The organism is Streptomyces pratensis, assembly GCF_016804005.1.
GTDB classification, from domain to species: Bacteria; Actinomycetota; Actinomycetes; order Streptomycetales; family Streptomycetaceae; genus Streptomyces; species Streptomyces pratensis_A.
The window spans coordinates 6,769,136-6,786,358 of the sequence record NZ_CP051486.1; the positions used below are offsets into that span (position 1 = coordinate 6,769,136).

The window sequence follows — 17,223 nt, forward strand, 5'->3', positions numbered from 1 at the left end:
CAAAGTTATCCACAGCCCCCCGCACACCGTAGCGCCAGCGCATACGCTGGCTTTTGTCAGGGGGACGAGCACCGTCTCGTACGAACAGGGGGCATCCATGAGCGACACCAGCCACGAGAGCGTGCCGAGCAGGCACCGCAAGCGATTCCCGGGCATCTCCTCGCGGGCCTACGAACACCCGGCGGATCGCTCGGCCCTGGTGGCCCTGCGCAAGCTGAGCGGTTTCGACACCGTGTTCAAGGCACTGAGCGGCCTGCTGCCCGAGCGCAGCCTGCGACTGCTCTTCCTGTCGGACTCCGTCCGGGTGAGCGATGCCCAGTTCACGCATCTCAACGACATGCTGCGCGACGCCTGTTACATCCTGGACCTCGAGAAGGTCCCGCCGATGTACGTGAACCAGGACCCGCAGCCCAACGCCATGTGCATCGGCCTCGACGAGCCGATCATCGTGGTGACGACCGGGCTCGTGGAGCTGCTCGACGAGGAGGAGATGCGGGCCGTCGTCGGCCATGAGGTGGGCCATGCCCTCTCCGGCCATGCGGTGTACCGCACGATATTGCTCTTCCTCACCAATCTCGCGCTCAAGGTGGCGTGGATCCCTCTCGGCAACGTCGCGATCATGGCGATCGTGACCGCGCTGCGGGAGTGGTTCCGCAAGTCGGAGCTGTCCGCCGACCGGGCCGGGCTGCTGGTGGGACAGGACCTGCGGGCCTCGATGCGCGGGCTGATGAAGATCGCCGGCGGCAATCACCTCCACGAGATGAATGTGGACGCCTTCCTCGCCCAGGCCGACGAGTACGAGAAGGGCGGCGACCTCCGCGACTCCGTTCTCAAGATCCTCAATGTGCTGCCCAGGACGCATCCGTTCACCACGGTCCGGGCGGCCGAGCTGAAGAAGTGGGCGGAGAGCCGTGACTTCCAGCGCATCATGGACGGCCACTACCCCAAGCGGGACGAGGACAAGGACACGTCGGTGACGGACTCCTTCCGTGAGTCCGCGTCGCACTACGCCGACACGGTGCGCACCAGCAAGGACCCGCTGATGAAGCTCGTGGGTGACATCGCGGGTGGTGCGGGTGACCTGGGAGGCAAGCTCCGGGACAAGTTCACCGGCGGGGGTGGGGGGAGCGCCGGCAGTGGCGGCGGCGCAGGCAAGGGCGGCACGTCGGCCTCGGACGCTGCGGACGGCTCCGAGGGGACCTGGCGGCGTCAGGATCCCGAGGAAGGTCCCTGAGTCGGCGAGCTGACCGCCAGGGTGCCGCAGAGAGCCGCCGTGGGCACGCCCGTGGCATACGGGTCGGTGCCTGCGGGTCCCCGGGCGTCCGCCTGCTCGCCTGCGAGCAGCGGGCGCAGCACACCCGCCGCGTCGGCCGAGCAGGACTGCGGGCCGGCCTGCACATAGGCACTGCGGACCTCCAGCCGGTGCAGTCGGATGTCTTCCTGGTCCAGCAGGAAATGCAGCACCCGGCGCACGGTGAAGAGCGAGGCCCCGTCGGCCCGGTGTGGGCCGGACACCGTGGGCTGCAGCGCATACGTGAAGGTGTGGTCGGACACCACCTCCAGGGTGTCCGCCCCCGCCTCCGTGTACGAGAAGGTGCCTTGCACCCGGATGTCCGGGTCGGCCAGTTCCACGTCGGCCGGGTCGAAGCGCACGAGCCAGCCGGTCGCCCTGTGTTCGCCGTCGTCAGCCGGTGAGTCCACGCTCCGGTCGAACTGCGCCGTCTGGTCCGGGTCGAGCAGCCGCCCGACGGGCCGCACGACCCCGCCGGTGAGTACGTCAGGGTCGAGCGAGGAGCCCACCAGGTAGTCCTTGACCGTGGTCAGCGCCATGGTCACCTGGCTGTCCGAAAAGTTCTTCGTCCGCCGCACCGACGGAAGGTTGATGCCTGCGGCGCCGGAGCGGTGTCCCGCGGCCGGGCCGTCGGTGAGGAGCGACTCGGCGGTCCCTCCCGGTACTGGTCCTTGGGGGGCCAGTGGGACCACAGTGGTCCGGAGCGGTTCGGCGCGTCTGCCGACGGGGGTCGGGTAGGGGTTTCGGAAGCCGATGTAGACGGCGGTCGCGAACGCCAGCGCGATCAGAACGACGAGAGCGATGCCGGCTCTGGAGCGGTGTCGGCGGGTGCCGCGTCCGGGGAGGGAACGTACGGCGCGCGCGTGCTCACCCATACGCTCCTGGGCAGAGAATTCCTGCAGCCGGGCAGCGCGCACAAACGATTCGTCGAAGACGAGTGAGCGGTACTCGTCCTCCCCGCCCGAGGGATTCTCGGGCGGCCCTTCCGGCGGTTCTCCTCGGCCTGTCATGACTTCTCCCGATCTCCGCGCCACCGGCGGAGGCTGGCGCTGGGATCCGCCTCAGCCTTGGCTTCGGGCGGACCTGTCCGTCGCGGGTTCGACACATGGACAAGTGGCTGGCCCTCTCCCGGGGACGGGGACGGGAGGAGGGGTCACAGGGTCATACCTTCAGATTGGGTCGATCGTCATCAAGGTAAACGCCTTGCAGGTGGGAGCGCAGGTGGAGCGCCGCCGGGAGGGCAGCCGGGAAGCCGAAGCCCGGTTTTCACACCACCGGGGTTCCCCGGCCCTCGGTCTGCCGGAAGCCGCGCGTCCCCGGCTCCCGGCCGCCCGGTATCAGCGGGGCTGCCAGAGCGGTACGACCGGGGCTGCCGGAGCTGTCGGAGCGGTACGACCAGAGCTGCGGAGCTGCCGGAGCCACCCGGGCGGTACGACCAGAGCTGCGGAGCTGCCGGAGCCACCCGGGCGGTACGACCAGAGCTGCGGAGCTGCCGGAGCCACCCGGGCGGTACGGCCAAGGGTCGGGAGCGGTACGGCCGGGACTGCGCCTCCCACCGGGAAGCTCCGTACGACCGGGACTGCCGCCGGGCCCGTCCCGCCCCGGATGCCGCGACCAGGTCCGCCACACCCCCGGAAGCCGCACGCCCCGAACCCACACCCCCGGAAGCCGCACGCCCCGGACCCACACCCTCGGAACCGGCACGCCCGGACTCACCACACCCCCGAAAGCCGCACCAGCAGGCCGTCGGCACCCCGGAGGCCGCACCGCCACGCCCGCCGCATCCCCGGATGACGCACCGCCAGGCCCCTCACCCCGGAATGAGGCTCCGGAGCTGTGCTCCACCGGGCCGTGACGAGCTGAGGCAGCCCCGCGCACCTGGCCGCGCCCGTAACCGGGGCACGCGGCTCACGGCGTGCGGGGAACCGCAGGGACCGCGGGGCGGGAGTAGTCGGCCGAGGCGGAAGGAACCACGCCCGGCTTGTCGACGCCGCTGGTCGCCGGCTGCGGGACCCGGCCCTGCCGGTCTGCGGCAGCGCCGCGGTACACGGCGCTGAACGCCAGCGCCACCATCCCGATCCCCATCAGCAGGGCGAGCAGCCAGGCAATCGGACGGTGCCAGCGGGCCGCACCCCGGTAAGGACGCAGGGAGCCGCCATGCCGACCGTAGGGGCCGTCCTCGTCGTCGTAGACGGCATCGGGGTCGTCGGGGTCGTAGAAGTCGCCGAAGGCCCTCTCGCGGCCGTACATGCCGTCCGGGCCGTAACCGTCGTCGTAGTGATCTTCGTCCAGGGCGCCACCGCCCGAGCGCGCCCTGCTCGCCTCGGCTTCGGCGCGGGCCTGCGCGGCGGCCAGCAGACGCTCGACCGCGGTCGGTTCGTGGATCTCGGCGGACCGGACGAAGTCCTCGTCGAACACCACGGAGGCGAAGTCCTCGTCCGCGCCCCCGCGGTCGTCGTCGGGCTCCCAGCCGTCCGGGAACGGCCTGCCCCCCACGTCGTCCGGCACAGCTTCAGCGTAGCCGCGGCGGGGCGATTTGGGCAGGGAGCCCACAAATTCGCCCGCCCCGCCGTGAGCAACCGGCTAACGGATGTGGCCGTCGCCGGTGACGATGTACTTGGTCGACGTCAGCTCCGGCAGGCCCATCGGCCCACGGGCGTGCAGCTTCTGCGTGGAGATACCGATCTCGGCACCGAAGCCGAACTGACCGCCGTCCGTGAAGCGCGTCGACGCGTTCACGGTGACCGTCGTGGAATCCACCAACTGGGTGAACCGGCGAGCCGCGGCCTGAGATGTGGTGACGATCGCCTCCGTGTGGCCGGAGGACCAGAGCCGGATGTGCGCCACAGCGGATTCCAGCGACTCCACCACCGCGGCCGCGATGTCGTAGGAGAGGTATTCGGTCTCCCAGTCCTCGGGCGTCGCCGCCACGACGGTGGCCTTGGACCCCTCGGCGTGTGCGAGCACCCGCTCGTCTCCGTGCACCGTCACCCCGGCCTCGGCCAGTGCGTCCAGGGCCAGGGGCAGGAAGTCCGCGGCGATGTCCTTGTGGACCAGCAGGGTCTCGGCCGCATTGCACACGCTCGGGCGCTGCGCCTTGGAGTTGACCAGGATCTCGACGGCCATGCCGAGATCGGTCTGCGCGTCGACGTACACGTGGCAGTTGCCGGTGCCGGTCTCGATGACGGGGACCGTGGACTCCTCCACGACCGTGCGGATCAGCGAGGCACCGCCTCGCGGGATCAGTACGTCGACGAGGCCGCGGGCCCGCATCAGCTCGCGCACCGAATCGCGGTTCTCGCCCGGGACGAGCTGCACCGCGTCCGCGGGAAGGCCGGACCCGCCCACCGCGTCACGGAGCACCTTCACGAGTGCGGTGTTCGAGGCGTACGCCGACGATGATCCGCGCAGCAGCACCGCGTTGCCCGACTTCAGACAGAGCGCGGCGGCATCGACCGTGACATTGGGCCGGGCCTCGTAGATGATGCCCACCACTCCGAGCGGCACCCGCACCTGTCGCAGGTCGATGCCGTTGGGGAGGGTGGAGCCCCGGACGACTTCGCCGACCGGGTCGGGCAGCGCCGCCACGTCACGCGCGTCCGCGGCGATCGCGCGGATCCGCTCCGGGGTGAGAGTGAGCCGGTCGACGACCGACTCGCTCGTCCCGGCCTCCCTGGCCTTCGCCACGTCCTCGGCGTTGGCCTCGACGATCTCGCTGGTGCGTACCTCGAGCGCGTCCGCGATCGCCAGCAGGGCGTCGTCCTTCGCCGCGCGCGGGAGTGGCGCGATGTCGTCGGCGGCGGCGCGTGCCCGGTAGGCGGCCTGGGCGACCGGGGACATGTTGTCGTACGGCGAAAGCGTGGTCATGCCCGCAGGGTAGTGCTCACACTGCGGGCATCCGTCACGTATCCCGTGATGCGAGACAGACGTATCGGTGGCTGTGCACCCGGCTGCGGAGCCCGGCAGCCCGGCCCGGTGTTCCGGCCCCACCGCCCGCCCCGGGGGCCGACCCCGCTCCGGCCCGCAGGTCCCGGCAGTCCCGCGTCGCGATCCGGCCCCATTCCCGCCCAGCGACCCGGCTTCAGCAGCCCGGACCGGCGAACCGCCACCGCTCCGGTCCCGCTGGTCCCGCGTCGCGATCCGCCCCGCCGGGCCCGCCCCGCCATCCGGCCCGGCACAGTCCGCCCCCGCGATCCTGACGGCCCGCGGTCCTGTCAGTACGGGTGCACTCCGACAGGGGCGGCCGGAGGCGGGCCGTAGCCCTCGGCGATCCGGAGGTGGTACGTCTCCCGGTCGATGACCTCCAGCCCGACGATCTCCCACGGCGGGAGTTTCGCGCTGGAACGGTGCTCGCCCCACAACCGCAGCGCCACTGCCGCCGCGTCGTGGAGGTCCCGGGCCTCTTCCCAGTAGCGGATCTCCGCGTGGTCGTTGGCATACCGGCTGGTCAGAAGGAAGGGGTGATCATGCGCCAGTTGCTCCAGCCCGCGCCTGACCTCCTTCAGCGGTGTCTCGCTGCCGGAGACGCTGAGGGTGATGTGCCACAGCTTGGAACGGGTGACTTCCTCGTCCGTCACCACCGGTTCCTGGTCGAGGGTCTGGTCGGGGGGTGTACCGGCGTAGTCGGCTCCCGCCCCCACGCTGGTCAGGGCACGGCTGCCCGTTCCGCGGGGCAGTGGCCCCGGGCGCGCTCGTCTCACCGGCGGCCTCCTGTGAATGCGTAGCTGTGCTGACCCCTTTGTTTCTCCGTGACAAAGTTGACCAGCCCGGGGCCCGGTGTGGGGTGGTTTTCGTGAAGGTCTCCGCCCGAAGGCTGGACTTTCAGCCGTTTCAGGGGGCCGGGCGCGGTGCGAGGACGACGAGATCGTCCCTGTGTACGACTTCGCGCTCGTAGGCGGGTCCCAGTTCACGGGCGAGGTCGCGGGTCGACCGGCCGAGCAGCTGAGGGATCTCCTTGGCATCGAAGTTGACGAGCCCGCGGGCGACGGCCCTGCCGGCGGGGTCCCTCAGCTCGACCGGGTCGCCGGCGGAGAACTCCCCCTCGACCGCGGAGATTCCGGCCGGCAGCAGGGACGTGCGGCGCTCGACTACGGCACGTACGGCTCCGTCGTCGAGCGTGAGGGCGCCCAGCGGGGTGGAGGCATGGGCCAGCCAGAGCAGCCGGTCGGCCGAGCGACGCCCGGTGCGGTGGAAGTACGTTCCGGTGTCGCGGCCCGCGAGGGCGTCGGCGACGTGGCTGGCCGAGGTGAGCACGACCGGGATCCCGGCGGCGGTGGCGATCCGGGCCGCCTCGACCTTGGTGACCATGCCTCCGGTCCCGACACCCGCCTTCCCCGCGCTCCCGATGGTGACGCCCTCCAGGTCGGCCGGTCCGCTCACCTCGGCGATGCGGGAGGTGCCGGACGTGCTCGGGTCTCCGTCGTAGAGGCCGTCGACGTCGGACAGGAGGACGAGCAGGTCGGCATGGACCAGGTGGGCGACGAGCGCGGCGAGGCGGTCGTTGTCCCCGAACCGGATCTCGTCCGTGGCCACCGTGTCGTTCTCGTTGACGACGGGGAACGCCCCCATCTCCAGGAGTTGATCGAGCGTGCTGTAGGCATTGCGGTAGTGCGCACGCCTGCTGGTGTCGTCGGCGGTCAGGAGCACCTGCCCGACGCGTACGCCGTAGCGGGCGAAGGAGGCGGTGTAGCGGGCGACGAGCAGACCCTGGCCGACGCTGGCCGCGGCTTGCTGCCGGGCCAGGTCCTTGGGTCTGCGTACGAGCCCGAGCGGAGCGAGCCCCGCCGCGATGGCGCCGCTGGAGACGAGGACGATCTCGCGCTCCCCGCCGCTCCTGACCTTGGCGAGCACGTCGACCAGTGCGTCGACCCGGTCGGCGTCAAGCCCTCCCGCCGCGCTGGTGAGCGAGGAGGACCCGACCTTGACGACGATCCTGCGGGCCTCGGTCACACCGGGCCTCCGCTCCGCGCCGCCCCCGGTGGGTGTGCGGAGCTCGCCTTCGGGTTCCCCTGCCGCGTGTTCGGATTCCCTGTCCCCTGACACGTCCGCCCGCCCCATCACGTCGTCCTGCTCGGTTCTCCTCAATCTACGCGAGGGGCCGGTTCGGCACCGCGCCGTCTCAGCTGCTGTCGTCGTGGGGACGGCGATACACGGACCGACGGCTCCGGGCCGCCCTACGACATGCCCCTGAATGGAGTCATTTACGTAATCTCCACCGGCCATTCATCGGGCTACCCTCTATTACGTGACAGATGAACCGACCCGCCAGAGGCGCATTCTTCTCAGATCAGGCAAAAGCCCCTTCGATGTGGCTTCGATCGAACAGTCCCTCGACAGAGACGTCTTCGCGACCAACGCGGGCAACCTGATCTTCAGTGACGCCGCACACAAGTTGCTGACGACTCCGCGGGCAGCGGTCTTCTCGAACGGCATCCGCACGGATCCGTCGGCCGCCGCCCGCATCAACGAGGAGTTCGACGCATTCGTCGTACCCCTGGCGAACGCCTTCCGCCCGACCTTCGAGCGGCCCCTGAAGCGGATGACCCAGCTGATCAAGAAGCTGCGCATCCCGGTCGTCGTCCTCGGGGTCGGCGCGCAGGCGGACCTCAAGTACGACGCGGCCCGGCTGAAGCCGATGGAGCCGACCGTCAGGGAGTTCGTCACGGAGGTGCTCAACCGCAGCGCGTCCATCGGCGTGCGGGGCGAGTTCACCGAGCAGTACCTCAAGGACATGGGATTCCGGGACGTCGAGGTCATCGGCTGTCCCTCGATGTTCATGAACGGCGAGACGTTCACGCTCGAGAAGAAGTCCGAGTCGCTCACCACGGATTCCATGATCTCGGTGAACGGCTCGCACAGCGCCGTGCGCTCACACGGCCTCGACGCGATCATCCGGCAGGCCCACGAGCGCTACCCGAATCTGCGGTTCATCGGACAGAACCTCCTCGAGGCCCAGCTGCTCCACTGGCGGGAGACGTCGAACCCGATCGGCGCGCAGACCTCGATGCCGACCCACCCGTCCCACCCGATGTACCGCGACGGCAAGGTCCGGCTCTACATCGACCCGGCCACCTGGATCGACGAGCTGCGCGCGTTCGACTTCTCGTTCGGCTCACGCATCCACGGAAACATCGCCGCGCTGCTGGCCGGTGTCCCGAGCACCGTGCTGTGCAGCGACTCGCGGACCCTGGAGCTCTGCCGGTACTTCGGTATTCCGCACCGCAAGATCTCCGAGACGCCCAAGGACGTCGACCCCGCAGAGCTGTACGACTTGGCGGACTTCGGTGAGCTGGTGAACGGCCACAAGGAACGCTTCCTCCGCTTCACCGGCTTCATGGAGAAGAACGGCCTGGAGAACACGTTCCACCACGGTGACAGCGGAAAGGCCTTCGACGCGCAGATGTCCGGGCTCGCCCTTCCGCCTGCCGTCCGCCCGTGGACCGACTCCGACCCCGACACGCTGAGCAGCCGTTTCAGCTGGATGCAGGGCCGGATGGACGAGCTGACCGCGCAGAACGCCCTGTTGCGCTCCCAGCTGGAGAAGAAGGCCGGCGCGGTCAACGTCAAGGTGCAGGCAGGCGGAGGAGCCTCTGCCTACCGGCGCGCCCGACGTGTGGTGGGACGCCCGGTCCGGCGGCTGCTGCGCCCTGAGCAGTAGGCACGAGCAGCAGGGAACGGCCACTGCCGCGCCGCGCCGCGCCGCGCCTCAGACCTTGTGGGCGCGGTGCGGCATGTGCAGGCCCGCGGACCGTGCCGTCCTGCGCGCCTTCCCTGCCAGCCGCCGCAGGAATTCGGCGGTGGACTGGCGCCCCGGAACGTCGATCCGCTTGCGGCCGATCCATTCCGGGACGGTCATCTCATAGGCCGAAAGGGGCAGCCCGGCACCCTCACCGAAGTGGGGGTAGACCAGGTACAGGCGGCCCCGAAGGCCCTTGCGGACCACCCGGGGCTCCGTCTTGTCCTTCATGAACTGAAGGACGTCCAGGAGCAGGTCCAGCCTGCCCTTGGAGATGCAGATCAGCCGGAGCCGCTCGTGGACCTTGAGGCGACGGGCCAGGCCCGGTGACCAGTAGGTCTCCAGCAGCGGCGCCGCCAGCTCCATCTTCTTCGCCCGCACCTCGCCGGACTGCCGCAGCAGGGCCGGCCCGAACTGCGGGAGCAGGGTGATGACGAAGGGCCGGACCATCAGGGCGTCCCGCTTCGGCCCCGGCGGTACATGAGCGGCTATGAGCTTCATCAACGCCCGGGCGGAATCGAAGCGCAGCAGGTAGCTGCCGCTCTTCGTCACGTGCTTGCCGTCGTCCCGGCCCACCAGGTAGTAGCAGGTGTAGTCCGCCACGACGGAGACGCCGTCGCCCCGGAGATACGCCTCCATGGTGAAGAGCGCGTCCTCACCCGTCTTGAGGCCTTCGTCGAAGGTCATCCCGAGCCGTACCAGCAGGTCCCGTCGGAACAGCTTCTGCGCGCTCAGGGTGAACTTGATGTTGGAGGTGTACAGGTCGGCCCGCTCGACCGTCTGCTTCCACATCGACTTCGCCGCACCGCGGTTGACGCCGACGATCTTCCCGAGCACCACATCGGTCCCGGCCCGGTCACCCATCGCGACCATGAGCTCCAGCGCTTCCTCGCCGAAGTAGTCGTCCGCGTCGAGGAAGAAGACGTACCTGCCGCGGGCGAGCCCGATACCTCGGTTACGTGGGCCGCTGGGACCGCCTGAGTTCTCCTGGCGGACGACGCGCATGTCGATGGCGGTCCGGGCCGCGAACTCCTCCAGGTACTCCCCCGTACCGTCGGTCGACCCGTCGTCGATCGCCACGATCTCCATGCGCCCGGCCGGAAGCGTCTGCGCCTCGACGGACTCCAGGCAGCGGATCAGGTAGGGCATCGCCTGGTAGGCGCCGATGATGACGGTCACATCTGGTGCGGTGCTGCTCATCTCTCCCCGGTTCACGTATATACGTATCAATCAGGAGAAACGATAGAACGACGACACTCGCGTGCTCTATGTACAGACACGCCGAACGGCCCGTACGTTCCCCTCCCTGAGGGGGAGACGGACGGGCCGTCGAGTAGGTTGCGTCGCGAACCGGACGACTTTCGAACAGTTGAATGACAGCTGGATTACACCTGGCGGACAGCTCCGCATCCGACCGACGGCATGACTCCCACCGTCCGACGAAGACGCTGCGGCCCGCCCGTTGGCGTCACCCCGGCCGTCCGACGAAAACACCGCGTCCCGGCCGACGGCGTCACCCCCGGTGTCCTACGCAGACACCACGTCCCGGCCGACGGCGTGACGTCCCGCTGCCGGCCGGACACGCTGCGGTCAGCGGACCGCCGAAGGGCCGGCACCGATGCCGGCGTCGGCGTCCGGGGCGGCCGACGCGTCGGGATCGACCGCGGCCTCGACCTCGGCGACGATCTCCGCCACCCCGTCCCCGGCACCGCTGGACGCGGCCTCCGGGTCGGGCAGCGGGGCGGACACCTGCTCACCCACGCGCTGCGCGACGCCCGCGTTACGGGCCTCCGCCTTGGCCGCGAGCGCCTGGATGGCGGCGTTGAACTGTTCCATGGAGGTGGGCTCGTCCGGGCCCAGCAGGTAGCTCTTCAGCTCGTGGCGGGCTCCGGCCAGCGAGTCGGCCGCCGGGTCGGCGACGGCGCGCAGCAGCTCTTCGATCTCCTCCGCACCGTTGGAGAGGATGACGGCGGCCCGCACAGCGGTGTTCTGGCGCTTGAACTCGTCCGCGCCGACCTCGGCCGAGTCGGTCACCGCATACGGCTTGCCGCTCGCGATGAAGTCGGACACCACACTGGAGATGTCCGAGACCATGGCGTCGGACTCGTTGAAGCAGTCGTAGAGCTTCGGCTGCGAGCCGGTCACCGTCCTGTGCTCCCACCAGCCGAAGGAACGCCAGTAGGCGTCGTTCCACTCGGCCCTCAGGGTGGCGATCTCGGCCTGGCGGGCCGGGTCGGCGAGTGAGACCCGCGATTCCTCCGACTCGTCGCCGCCGGCACGGCCGGGCTGAGCCAGCTCCGCCAGACGGGCTCCGATGCGGACGAGTTCCGCCTTGGCCGCACTCTGCCCGGCGGCGGAGGCCGAGGCCTCTTCGGCCCAGCGCGGATCGGCGGCGCGCTCCTGCGCGGAGGAGGCCACCAGGGCCTTGATGCGGGCGTTGACGGCCTTCGCCTTGGCGCTGCGGATACCGGTGAAGGGGTGCGGCTTGTAGATGACCCGGACCGGAGTGTCCGCCTTCAGCAGCCGGCGGACGATGTTCTCACCGGCCAGCAGCAGCGAGGTGTTGCCGGGATTGTCGTCCCAGCCCTCCCAGGTGGGGGCGTACAGCACCGTCGGGATGGGGTTCTTCGTGGTGCCCGTCCAGCTCCGGATGGGAGCCAGCTGCGGCCGCCCGACCTCGACGATGTCCTCGTCGCGGATACCGACGTCGGCCAGGGCGTAGCGGTCACGGCCCGCGCGGCCGGCCGTCCACACCTCGTCGTACACCTTGGAGTACGGATTGACGCTGGCCAGCTTGTCGCTGTCGCCGTGGCCGATGAACACGTGCTTCATGGTCGGCACACGCAGCATGTGGATGTTCTTGCCGACGTTCGCCGGATACAGGCACACGCGGACGGTCGACAGGTTCAGGTTCATGAGGTGCGTGCCGGCAGGCACGCAGACCACCGGTACGGAGGTGTCCGCGAGCTGCGCGACCAGGTTCCGCTCACGCATGACGATGAGCGGGCGCCCCTCGACGGCGGCCATGGTGTCGAGCCACATGTTGCCCTGGTAGGCGGACTCGCTGGAGCCGGAGAAGTAGAGCACGACCGTCGGCTGGTACTCGCTCAGCCAGGTGTCCAGGGCCTTCAGCACCGCGGGGGCCGACGGCGCCCGCCGGCTGCGGCGCAGATACGGGACGAGCAGGGCATTGAAGCCGACGGCCAGCAGCAGCGTCACACCGGCGCCGATGTAACCGATGAAGTCCTCGCCCGTGCCTGCGGCGACGAGCACGCCCGCCACCGCGGGAAGGTCGAGGTGGAGCATCTTCTCGCTGGAGCGGTGCAGCAGCGCGCGCGGCGGGGCGTCGGGGATGCGGACGGCGTGCAGGTCCACGTTGCGGGTGACGATCGGCAGGCTGCGGCGGAGCCGGATCAGAGTCGTCAGCGCGCCGTGCGGAGCCTGCAGACCGTAGAAGAGGAGGAAGCACGCGACCGCGGCGTAGAAGAGCGGCTCCTCGGCGAGATCGAGCCGGGCCAGGAGCAGGATGATCATCAGCTGGCGGAGCAGGAAGCGGATGGACAGCCCCGCCCGCACCTTGCCGAGCCGGTTGATCAGATAGCTTCCGCGCTGGTGCAGGTACCAGTCCGCGATGTACGTGACAGCCGTGGCCGCCGCGAAGAACCAGATATCGGGGAGAAGAGCGGCGACCATGACGCAGGGATATCCCAGCGTCATCAGTATTGCTGCCAACAGTTCTGACCGGCTGCCCACACGGGCCAGGCGGATGGCTGTCGAAATCACGAAGAACCTGCTCCAGGGGGTGCCGGTTGTTTCACGTATGGAGGGAAATGTGAAGATTCGGCTTCACGCACTCGGGCCTCTGTTTCCACCTTTCGGTGAACCCAGAGGCCCGTAAAAGTACATTTGTCAAGAATTATTACACATCTTCCTGACGGTCCAGGACCGAGGCCAGCGCCTGCTCGAAGCCGGAGGCCTCGGTGACGTCCCGGGTCGGGTCCTGCTGCCGTACGTCGATGACATGGCCCGTCATCGCGGACAGGAGGACGTCCAGCGAGGTGCGCGCCACGGCCTCGGAGGAGAGCAGCGATCCCTCCGGCTCCTGGCCGAAGGCCTTGGTCCGCATGGGGGTCGCGGTGCGCTCCGGGTTCACGCAGTTGACCCGGATGCCCTCGCCCGCCCACTCGTCGGCCAGCGCCTGCGTGAGGTTCACCATCGCAGCCTTGGTGGAGGAGTACAGGCTGTACTCCGCGCGGCCACGGGTGTAGCTGCTGGAGGTGTAGAGCAGCAGCTGCCCCTGGGTCTCCGCCAGGTACTTGTACGAGGCACGGGCGATCTGCACCGGCGCCAGGTAGTTGACGTTCAGCGCTTCCTGGATCGTCGTGTTGTCCGTCTCCGCCAGCTTGCCGATGCGCAGCACGCCCGCGGTGTTGATCACGTAGTCGATGCGGCCGGTCTCGGCGTACGCCTTGGAGAGCGCGTCATCGATGTGTTCGGGGTTCTCGACGTGCGTTCCGGTGGTGGAGCGGCCCAGCGCGTACACACTGGCGCCGTACTGCTCGGCGAGCGTGGCGATGTCCGCGCCGATGCCGTACGACCCTCCGAAGACGACCAGGGTCTTGCCCGAGAGCAGCTCGCGGTATGCGGCCTCGTCGGCCTGACGGGGGGCCGCCGTGGATGCGAGCTGGAAGAGCTTGTCCGTGATGAAGACGTCGACCGGCTGGGTCACCTTCATGTTGTACTCGTCGCCCGCGACCACGTAGATCGGCACGTCGGGGAGGTACCGCAGGACGACCGAGCAGTCATCGGTGGCCTGGAAATTCGGGTCACCGGCCGCGACCTCGTACGCCTTGCGGATCGTGGAGAGCTTGAACGCCTGCGGGGTCTGGCCGCGGCGCAGCCGGGACCGGTCCGGGACGTCGGTGATGAACTCGCCGTCCTCGCCGTGGGTGCGGGTCACGATGATCGTGTCGGCGGACGGGATGGCGACGTCGACCGCCTGGTAGCGGTCGAGGGCGTCGACGCAGTCCTTGATGACCCGCTGTGACAGAAGCGGACGGACCGCGTCATGGAAGAGGACGTTGCGGTCCTCACCCTCCGCGAGCCCTTCACCGAGCGCCGCGATGGCACGCTCGGTGGTCTCGTTCCGGGTGCTTCCACCCTCGATGATCTTGATGACCTTGGTCAGCCCGGCCTTGGCGACGATCTTCTCGACGTCGGGCACGAAGCCGGGCGCCATCAGCACGATGACATCGTCGATGCTCTCGGCGTTCTCGAAGATGCTCAGCGTGTGCTCGATGACTGCCTTACCGGCGATCTTCAGCAGCTGCTTGGGGATCGACAGTCCCACACGCTGACCGGTCCCACCGGCGAGCACGACCGCTGTGGTCCGGGGCTTGGCTTCATGCGGCACAGACACAGACGACCTACCTTGCGATGACAGGGGGGAACAGTGTGATGGTCGCACTCTCCGTGACCGTCTCGCAAGGCGGACGTTTACCGGCGCTTGCCTCTGGGAAACCCGCAGTTCACCGCCTGGCCAGGCAGATTGCGCCCTTCGGCCCCGTACCCGGAGTGACAGACTCCACAGACGTGTTACGCAATCCGCACAACATCGGAAGCCGTACCGCCCCTACCTGGCAGTTCGCTGTGAAACCGGGCGCCCCCGACACACGGGAGCGCCCGGCACGACCCGGCTAGAAGGGGTCGAACTCGTCGTACTCGCGCTGCGCGACATCGCGCTCGGACTCACGCTCACGGCGGCGCGTCGCGGCGGGGCGCGGAGCCTCGAGGCGGTGGTCCTCACCGCGACGTCCCAGCATCTCGGCGCCGGCGGCCATGGTCGGCTCCCAGTCGAAGACGACCGCGTTGTCCTCGGCCCCGATGGCCACCCCGTCGCCGGCCTGGGCGCCCGCCTTGCGGAGCGCGTCCTCGACACCGAGACGGTTGAGCCGGTCTGCGAGGTAGCCGACGGCCTCGTCGTTGTTGAAGTCGGTCTGACGGATCCAGCGCTCGGGCTTCTCGCCGCGCACCCGGTAGATGCCGTCCTCCTCGACGGTCACCGTGAACCCGGCGTCGTCGACGGCCTTGGGCCGGATGACGATCCGGGTCGACTCCTCCTTCGGCTGGGTGGCCCGCGCCTCGGCGATGATCCCGGCGAGGGCGTACGAGAGCTCGTTGAGTCCCTTGTGCGCGACGGCCGAGACCTCGAAGACGCGGTAGCCGCGCGCCTCCAGGTCGGGACGGATCATCTCCGCGAGGTCCTGGCCGTCAGGGATGTCGACCTTGTTGAGGGCGACGATGCGCGGACGGTTCTCGAGGCCGCCGTACAGCCGCAGCTCCTCCTCGATCATGTCGAGGTCCGAGACGGGGTCACGGTCGGACTCCAGCGTCGCGGTGTCCAGGACGTGCACGAGCACGGAGCACCGCTCGACGTGCCGCAGGAAGTCCAGGCCGAGCCCCTTGCCCTCACTGGCGCCCGGAATGAGCCCCGGGACGTCGGCGATGGTGTAGACGGTCGAACCGGCGGTGACGACACCCAGGTTGGGCACGAGCGTCGTGAACGGGTAGTCCGCGATCTTCGGTTTGGCCGCCGAGAGCGCCGAGATCAGCGAGGACTTGCCGGCGCTCGGGTAGCCGACGAGCGCGACGTCGGCGACGGTCTTGAGCTCCAGGACGATGTCCCGGCTCTCCCCCGGCTCGCCGAGCAGCGCGAAGCCGGGCGCCTTGCGGCGGGCGGAGGCGAGCGCGGCGTTGCCGAGGCCGCCGCGGCCGCCCTGTCCGGCGACGAAGGTGGTGCCCTGGCCCACCAGGTCGGCGAGGATGTTGCCGGCCTTGTCGAGTACGACCGTGCCGTCCGGGACGGGCAGCACGAGGTCCTGGCCGTCCTTGCCGGAGCGGTTGTCACCCGCGCCGGGCTGGCCGTTCGTGGCCTTGCGGTGAGGGTGGTGGTGGTAGTCGAGCAGCGTGGTGACGGCCTGCTCGACGACGAGGATGACATCGCCGCCGCGTCCGCCGTTGCCCCCGTCGGGGCCGCCGAGCGGCTTGAACTTCTCACGGTGGACGGAGGCCACGCCGTGGCCTCCGTTACCCGCGGCGGCATGCAGCTCGACGCGGTCCACGAAGGTGGTCATGGTGTGGGCCTCCAGGTACTGCGGAAAAATACGGGAATGTCTCTTGACGTAACGCGCCGAGGGCGGATCCGCTTCCCCGATTACCGGGAAAGCTGAGATCCGCCCTCGGAAGGTGCTGTGTCGTCCAGCCGTTGCCTGACTCAGGCAGCGACGGGAACGATGTTCACGACCTTGCGGCCACGGTGCGTACCGAACTCCACCGCGCCGGCGGTCAGCGCGAACAGCGTGTCGTCGCCGCCACGGCCGACGCCCGTGCCCGGGTGGAAGTGGGTGCCGCGCTGGCGGACCAGGATCTCACCGGCGTTGACGGCCTGACCGCCGAAGCGCTTCACGCCGAGCCGCTGAGCATTGGAATCGCGCCCGTTCCGAGTGGACGATGCGCCCTTCTTGTGTGCCATGTCTCCTCAGTCCCTTACTTCGCAGCCGCGGGGATACCGGTGACCTTGATCGCCGTGTACTGCTGGCGGTGACCCTGGCGACGGCGGTAACCCGTCTTGTTCTTGTAGCGAAGGATGTCGATCTTCGCGCCCTTGTGGTGGTCCACGATCTCGGCCTGGACCTTGATGCCGTCCAGGACCCACGGGTCGCTGGTCACGGCGTCGCCGTCGACAACGAGCAGGGTCGAGAGCTCGACCGTGTCGCCAACCTTGGCGGTGGAAATCTTGTCAACCTCAACGATGTCGCCGACAGCAACCTTGTGCTGGCGACCACCGCTGCGCACGATGGCGTACACGCGGATCTCTCTCTCACTCGGAACGGATCCCCTGATGCCAGCCGCCCGCACGGGCCTGGGCCCGCGACGGTCCGGAAGGATGAGCGGCCTCCCCCGGGGACGGATCACCGGGAGGGATGTGCTCAGGGGGTAGGCGCACAGAAACACGCCGAGGGTCAAGGTTACGGGGCGGGTGGGGAGGGGTCAAACCGGGCTGCCGGGCCCCGAGCCGTGCGTCACGGGGATACAGACGCTGCAGGCTGGCGACACCGCGATCTTCCGTCCGCGAAATGGTTGGCACGACGCCGTCCAGAGGAGGCCGAAGCCCTCCGAAAGGAGGCTTCGGCCTCCT

At 69.3% G+C, this 17,223-nt stretch carries 13 protein-coding genes; 2 read left to right on the plus strand and 11 right to left on the minus strand.

What is annotated here, in order from left to right; translation table 11 throughout:
- Window positions 1–97: 97 nt before the first annotated feature.
- On the plus strand, window positions 98–1,234 hold the full coding sequence (locus HED23_RS28340) for a M48 family metallopeptidase (RefSeq protein ID WP_203186200.1): 1,137 nt from the start codon (window positions 98–100) through the stop codon (window positions 1,232–1,234).
- On the opposite strand, the gene HED23_RS28345 is transcribed toward HED23_RS28340, so the two are convergent.
- The 5 genes from HED23_RS28345 to proB form a co-directional block, all read right to left on the minus strand.
- The gene (locus HED23_RS28345; protein ID WP_386475021.1) at window positions 1,210–2,166 is read right to left on the minus strand and encodes a hypothetical protein; all 957 of its coding nucleotides are present in this window, start codon (window positions 2,164–2,166) and stop codon (window positions 1,210–1,212) included. The two genes, HED23_RS28340 and HED23_RS28345, sit on opposite strands and share 25 nt — an antisense overlap.
- A gap of 1,033 nt (window positions 2,167–3,199) precedes the next feature.
- Window positions 3,200–3,799, minus strand: coding sequence for a hypothetical protein (locus HED23_RS28350; protein WP_203186202.1), 600 nt, complete (start codon window positions 3,797–3,799; stop codon window positions 3,200–3,202).
- Between the two features lie 75 nt (window positions 3,800–3,874).
- Window positions 3,875–5,158, minus strand: coding sequence for a glutamate-5-semialdehyde dehydrogenase (locus HED23_RS28355; RefSeq protein WP_203186203.1), 1,284 nt, complete (start codon window positions 5,156–5,158; stop codon window positions 3,875–3,877).
- 347 nt (window positions 5,159–5,505) lie between these two features.
- On the minus strand, window positions 5,506–5,991 hold the full coding sequence (locus HED23_RS28360; protein WP_203186204.1) for a hypothetical protein: 486 nt from the start codon (window positions 5,989–5,991) through the stop codon (window positions 5,506–5,508).
- A gap of 130 nt (window positions 5,992–6,121) precedes the next feature.
- Window positions 6,122–7,240: a glutamate 5-kinase gene (gene proB, locus HED23_RS28365; RefSeq protein WP_203186205.1), complete on the minus strand. Its 1,119-nt coding sequence runs from the start codon at window positions 7,238–7,240 to the stop codon at window positions 6,122–6,124.
- A gap of 358 nt (window positions 7,241–7,598) precedes the next feature.
- Here proB and HED23_RS28370 point away from each other — a divergent pair, with 358 nt between their 5' ends.
- Complete coding sequence (locus HED23_RS28370) at window positions 7,599–8,948, plus strand: polysaccharide pyruvyl transferase family protein (RefSeq protein ID WP_238442143.1); 1,350 nt, start codon at window positions 7,599–7,601, stop codon at window positions 8,946–8,948.
- Window positions 8,949–8,996: 48 nt separating this feature from the next.
- Here HED23_RS28370 and HED23_RS28375 read toward each other — a convergent pair whose 3' ends face one another.
- The 6 genes from HED23_RS28375 to rplU form a co-directional block, all read right to left on the minus strand.
- On the minus strand, window positions 8,997–10,226 hold the full coding sequence (locus tag HED23_RS28375) for a glycosyltransferase family 2 protein (protein ID WP_203186207.1): 1,230 nt from the start codon (window positions 10,224–10,226) through the stop codon (window positions 8,997–8,999).
- A 390-nt stretch (window positions 10,227–10,616) separates the two neighbouring features.
- The gene (locus HED23_RS28380; protein ID WP_238442144.1) at window positions 10,617–12,719 is read right to left on the minus strand and encodes a hypothetical protein; all 2,103 of its coding nucleotides are present in this window, start codon (window positions 12,717–12,719) and stop codon (window positions 10,617–10,619) included.
- Between the two features lie 226 nt (window positions 12,720–12,945).
- Window positions 12,946–14,445, minus strand: coding sequence for a bifunctional cytidylyltransferase/SDR family oxidoreductase (locus HED23_RS28385; protein ID WP_203186209.1), 1,500 nt, complete (start codon window positions 14,443–14,445; stop codon window positions 12,946–12,948).
- A gap of 277 nt (window positions 14,446–14,722) precedes the next feature.
- The gene (gene obgE / locus HED23_RS28390; RefSeq protein ID WP_203186210.1) at window positions 14,723–16,159 is read right to left on the minus strand and encodes a GTPase ObgE; all 1,437 of its coding nucleotides are present in this window, start codon (window positions 16,157–16,159) and stop codon (window positions 14,723–14,725) included.
- 140 nt (window positions 16,160–16,299) lie between these two features.
- Window positions 16,300–16,557 carry a 50S ribosomal protein L27 gene (gene rpmA, locus HED23_RS28395; RefSeq protein WP_014045902.1) on the minus strand — a complete coding sequence of 86 codons (258 nt, stop codon included), beginning with the start codon at window positions 16,555–16,557 and terminating at the stop codon, window positions 16,300–16,302.
- A 14-nt stretch (window positions 16,558–16,571) separates the two neighbouring features.
- On the minus strand, window positions 16,572–16,892 hold the full coding sequence (gene rplU, locus HED23_RS28400; RefSeq protein ID WP_015577124.1) for a 50S ribosomal protein L21: 321 nt from the start codon (window positions 16,890–16,892) through the stop codon (window positions 16,572–16,574).
- Window positions 16,893–17,223: the final 331 nt, after the last annotated feature.

What these genes read in the sequence shown, in the direction of transcription:
- HED23_RS28340 (WP_203186200.1), top strand. Translation starts at nt 98, where the DNA reads ATGAGCGACACCAGCCACGAGAGCGTGCCGAGCAGGCACCGCAAGCGA.
- HED23_RS28345 (WP_386475021.1), bottom strand. Translation starts at nt 2,166, where the DNA reads ATGGGTGAGCACGCGCGCGCCGTACGTTCCCTCCCCGGACGCGGCACC.
- HED23_RS28355 (WP_203186203.1), bottom strand. Translation starts at nt 5,158, where the DNA reads ATGACCACGCTTTCGCCGTACGACAACATGTCCCCGGTCGCCCAGGCC.
- HED23_RS28375 (WP_203186207.1), bottom strand. Translation starts at nt 10,226, where the DNA reads ATGAGCAGCACCGCACCAGATGTGACCGTCATCATCGGCGCCTACCAG.
- HED23_RS28380 (WP_238442144.1), bottom strand. Translation starts at nt 12,719, where the DNA reads ATGGTCGCCGCTCTTCTCCCCGATATCTGGTTCTTCGCGGCGGCCACG.
- obgE (WP_203186210.1), bottom strand. Translation starts at nt 16,159, where the DNA reads ATGACCACCTTCGTGGACCGCGTCGAGCTGCATGCCGCCGCGGGTAAC.
- rpmA (WP_014045902.1), bottom strand. Translation starts at nt 16,557, where the DNA reads ATGGCACACAAGAAGGGCGCATCGTCCACTCGGAACGGGCGCGATTCC.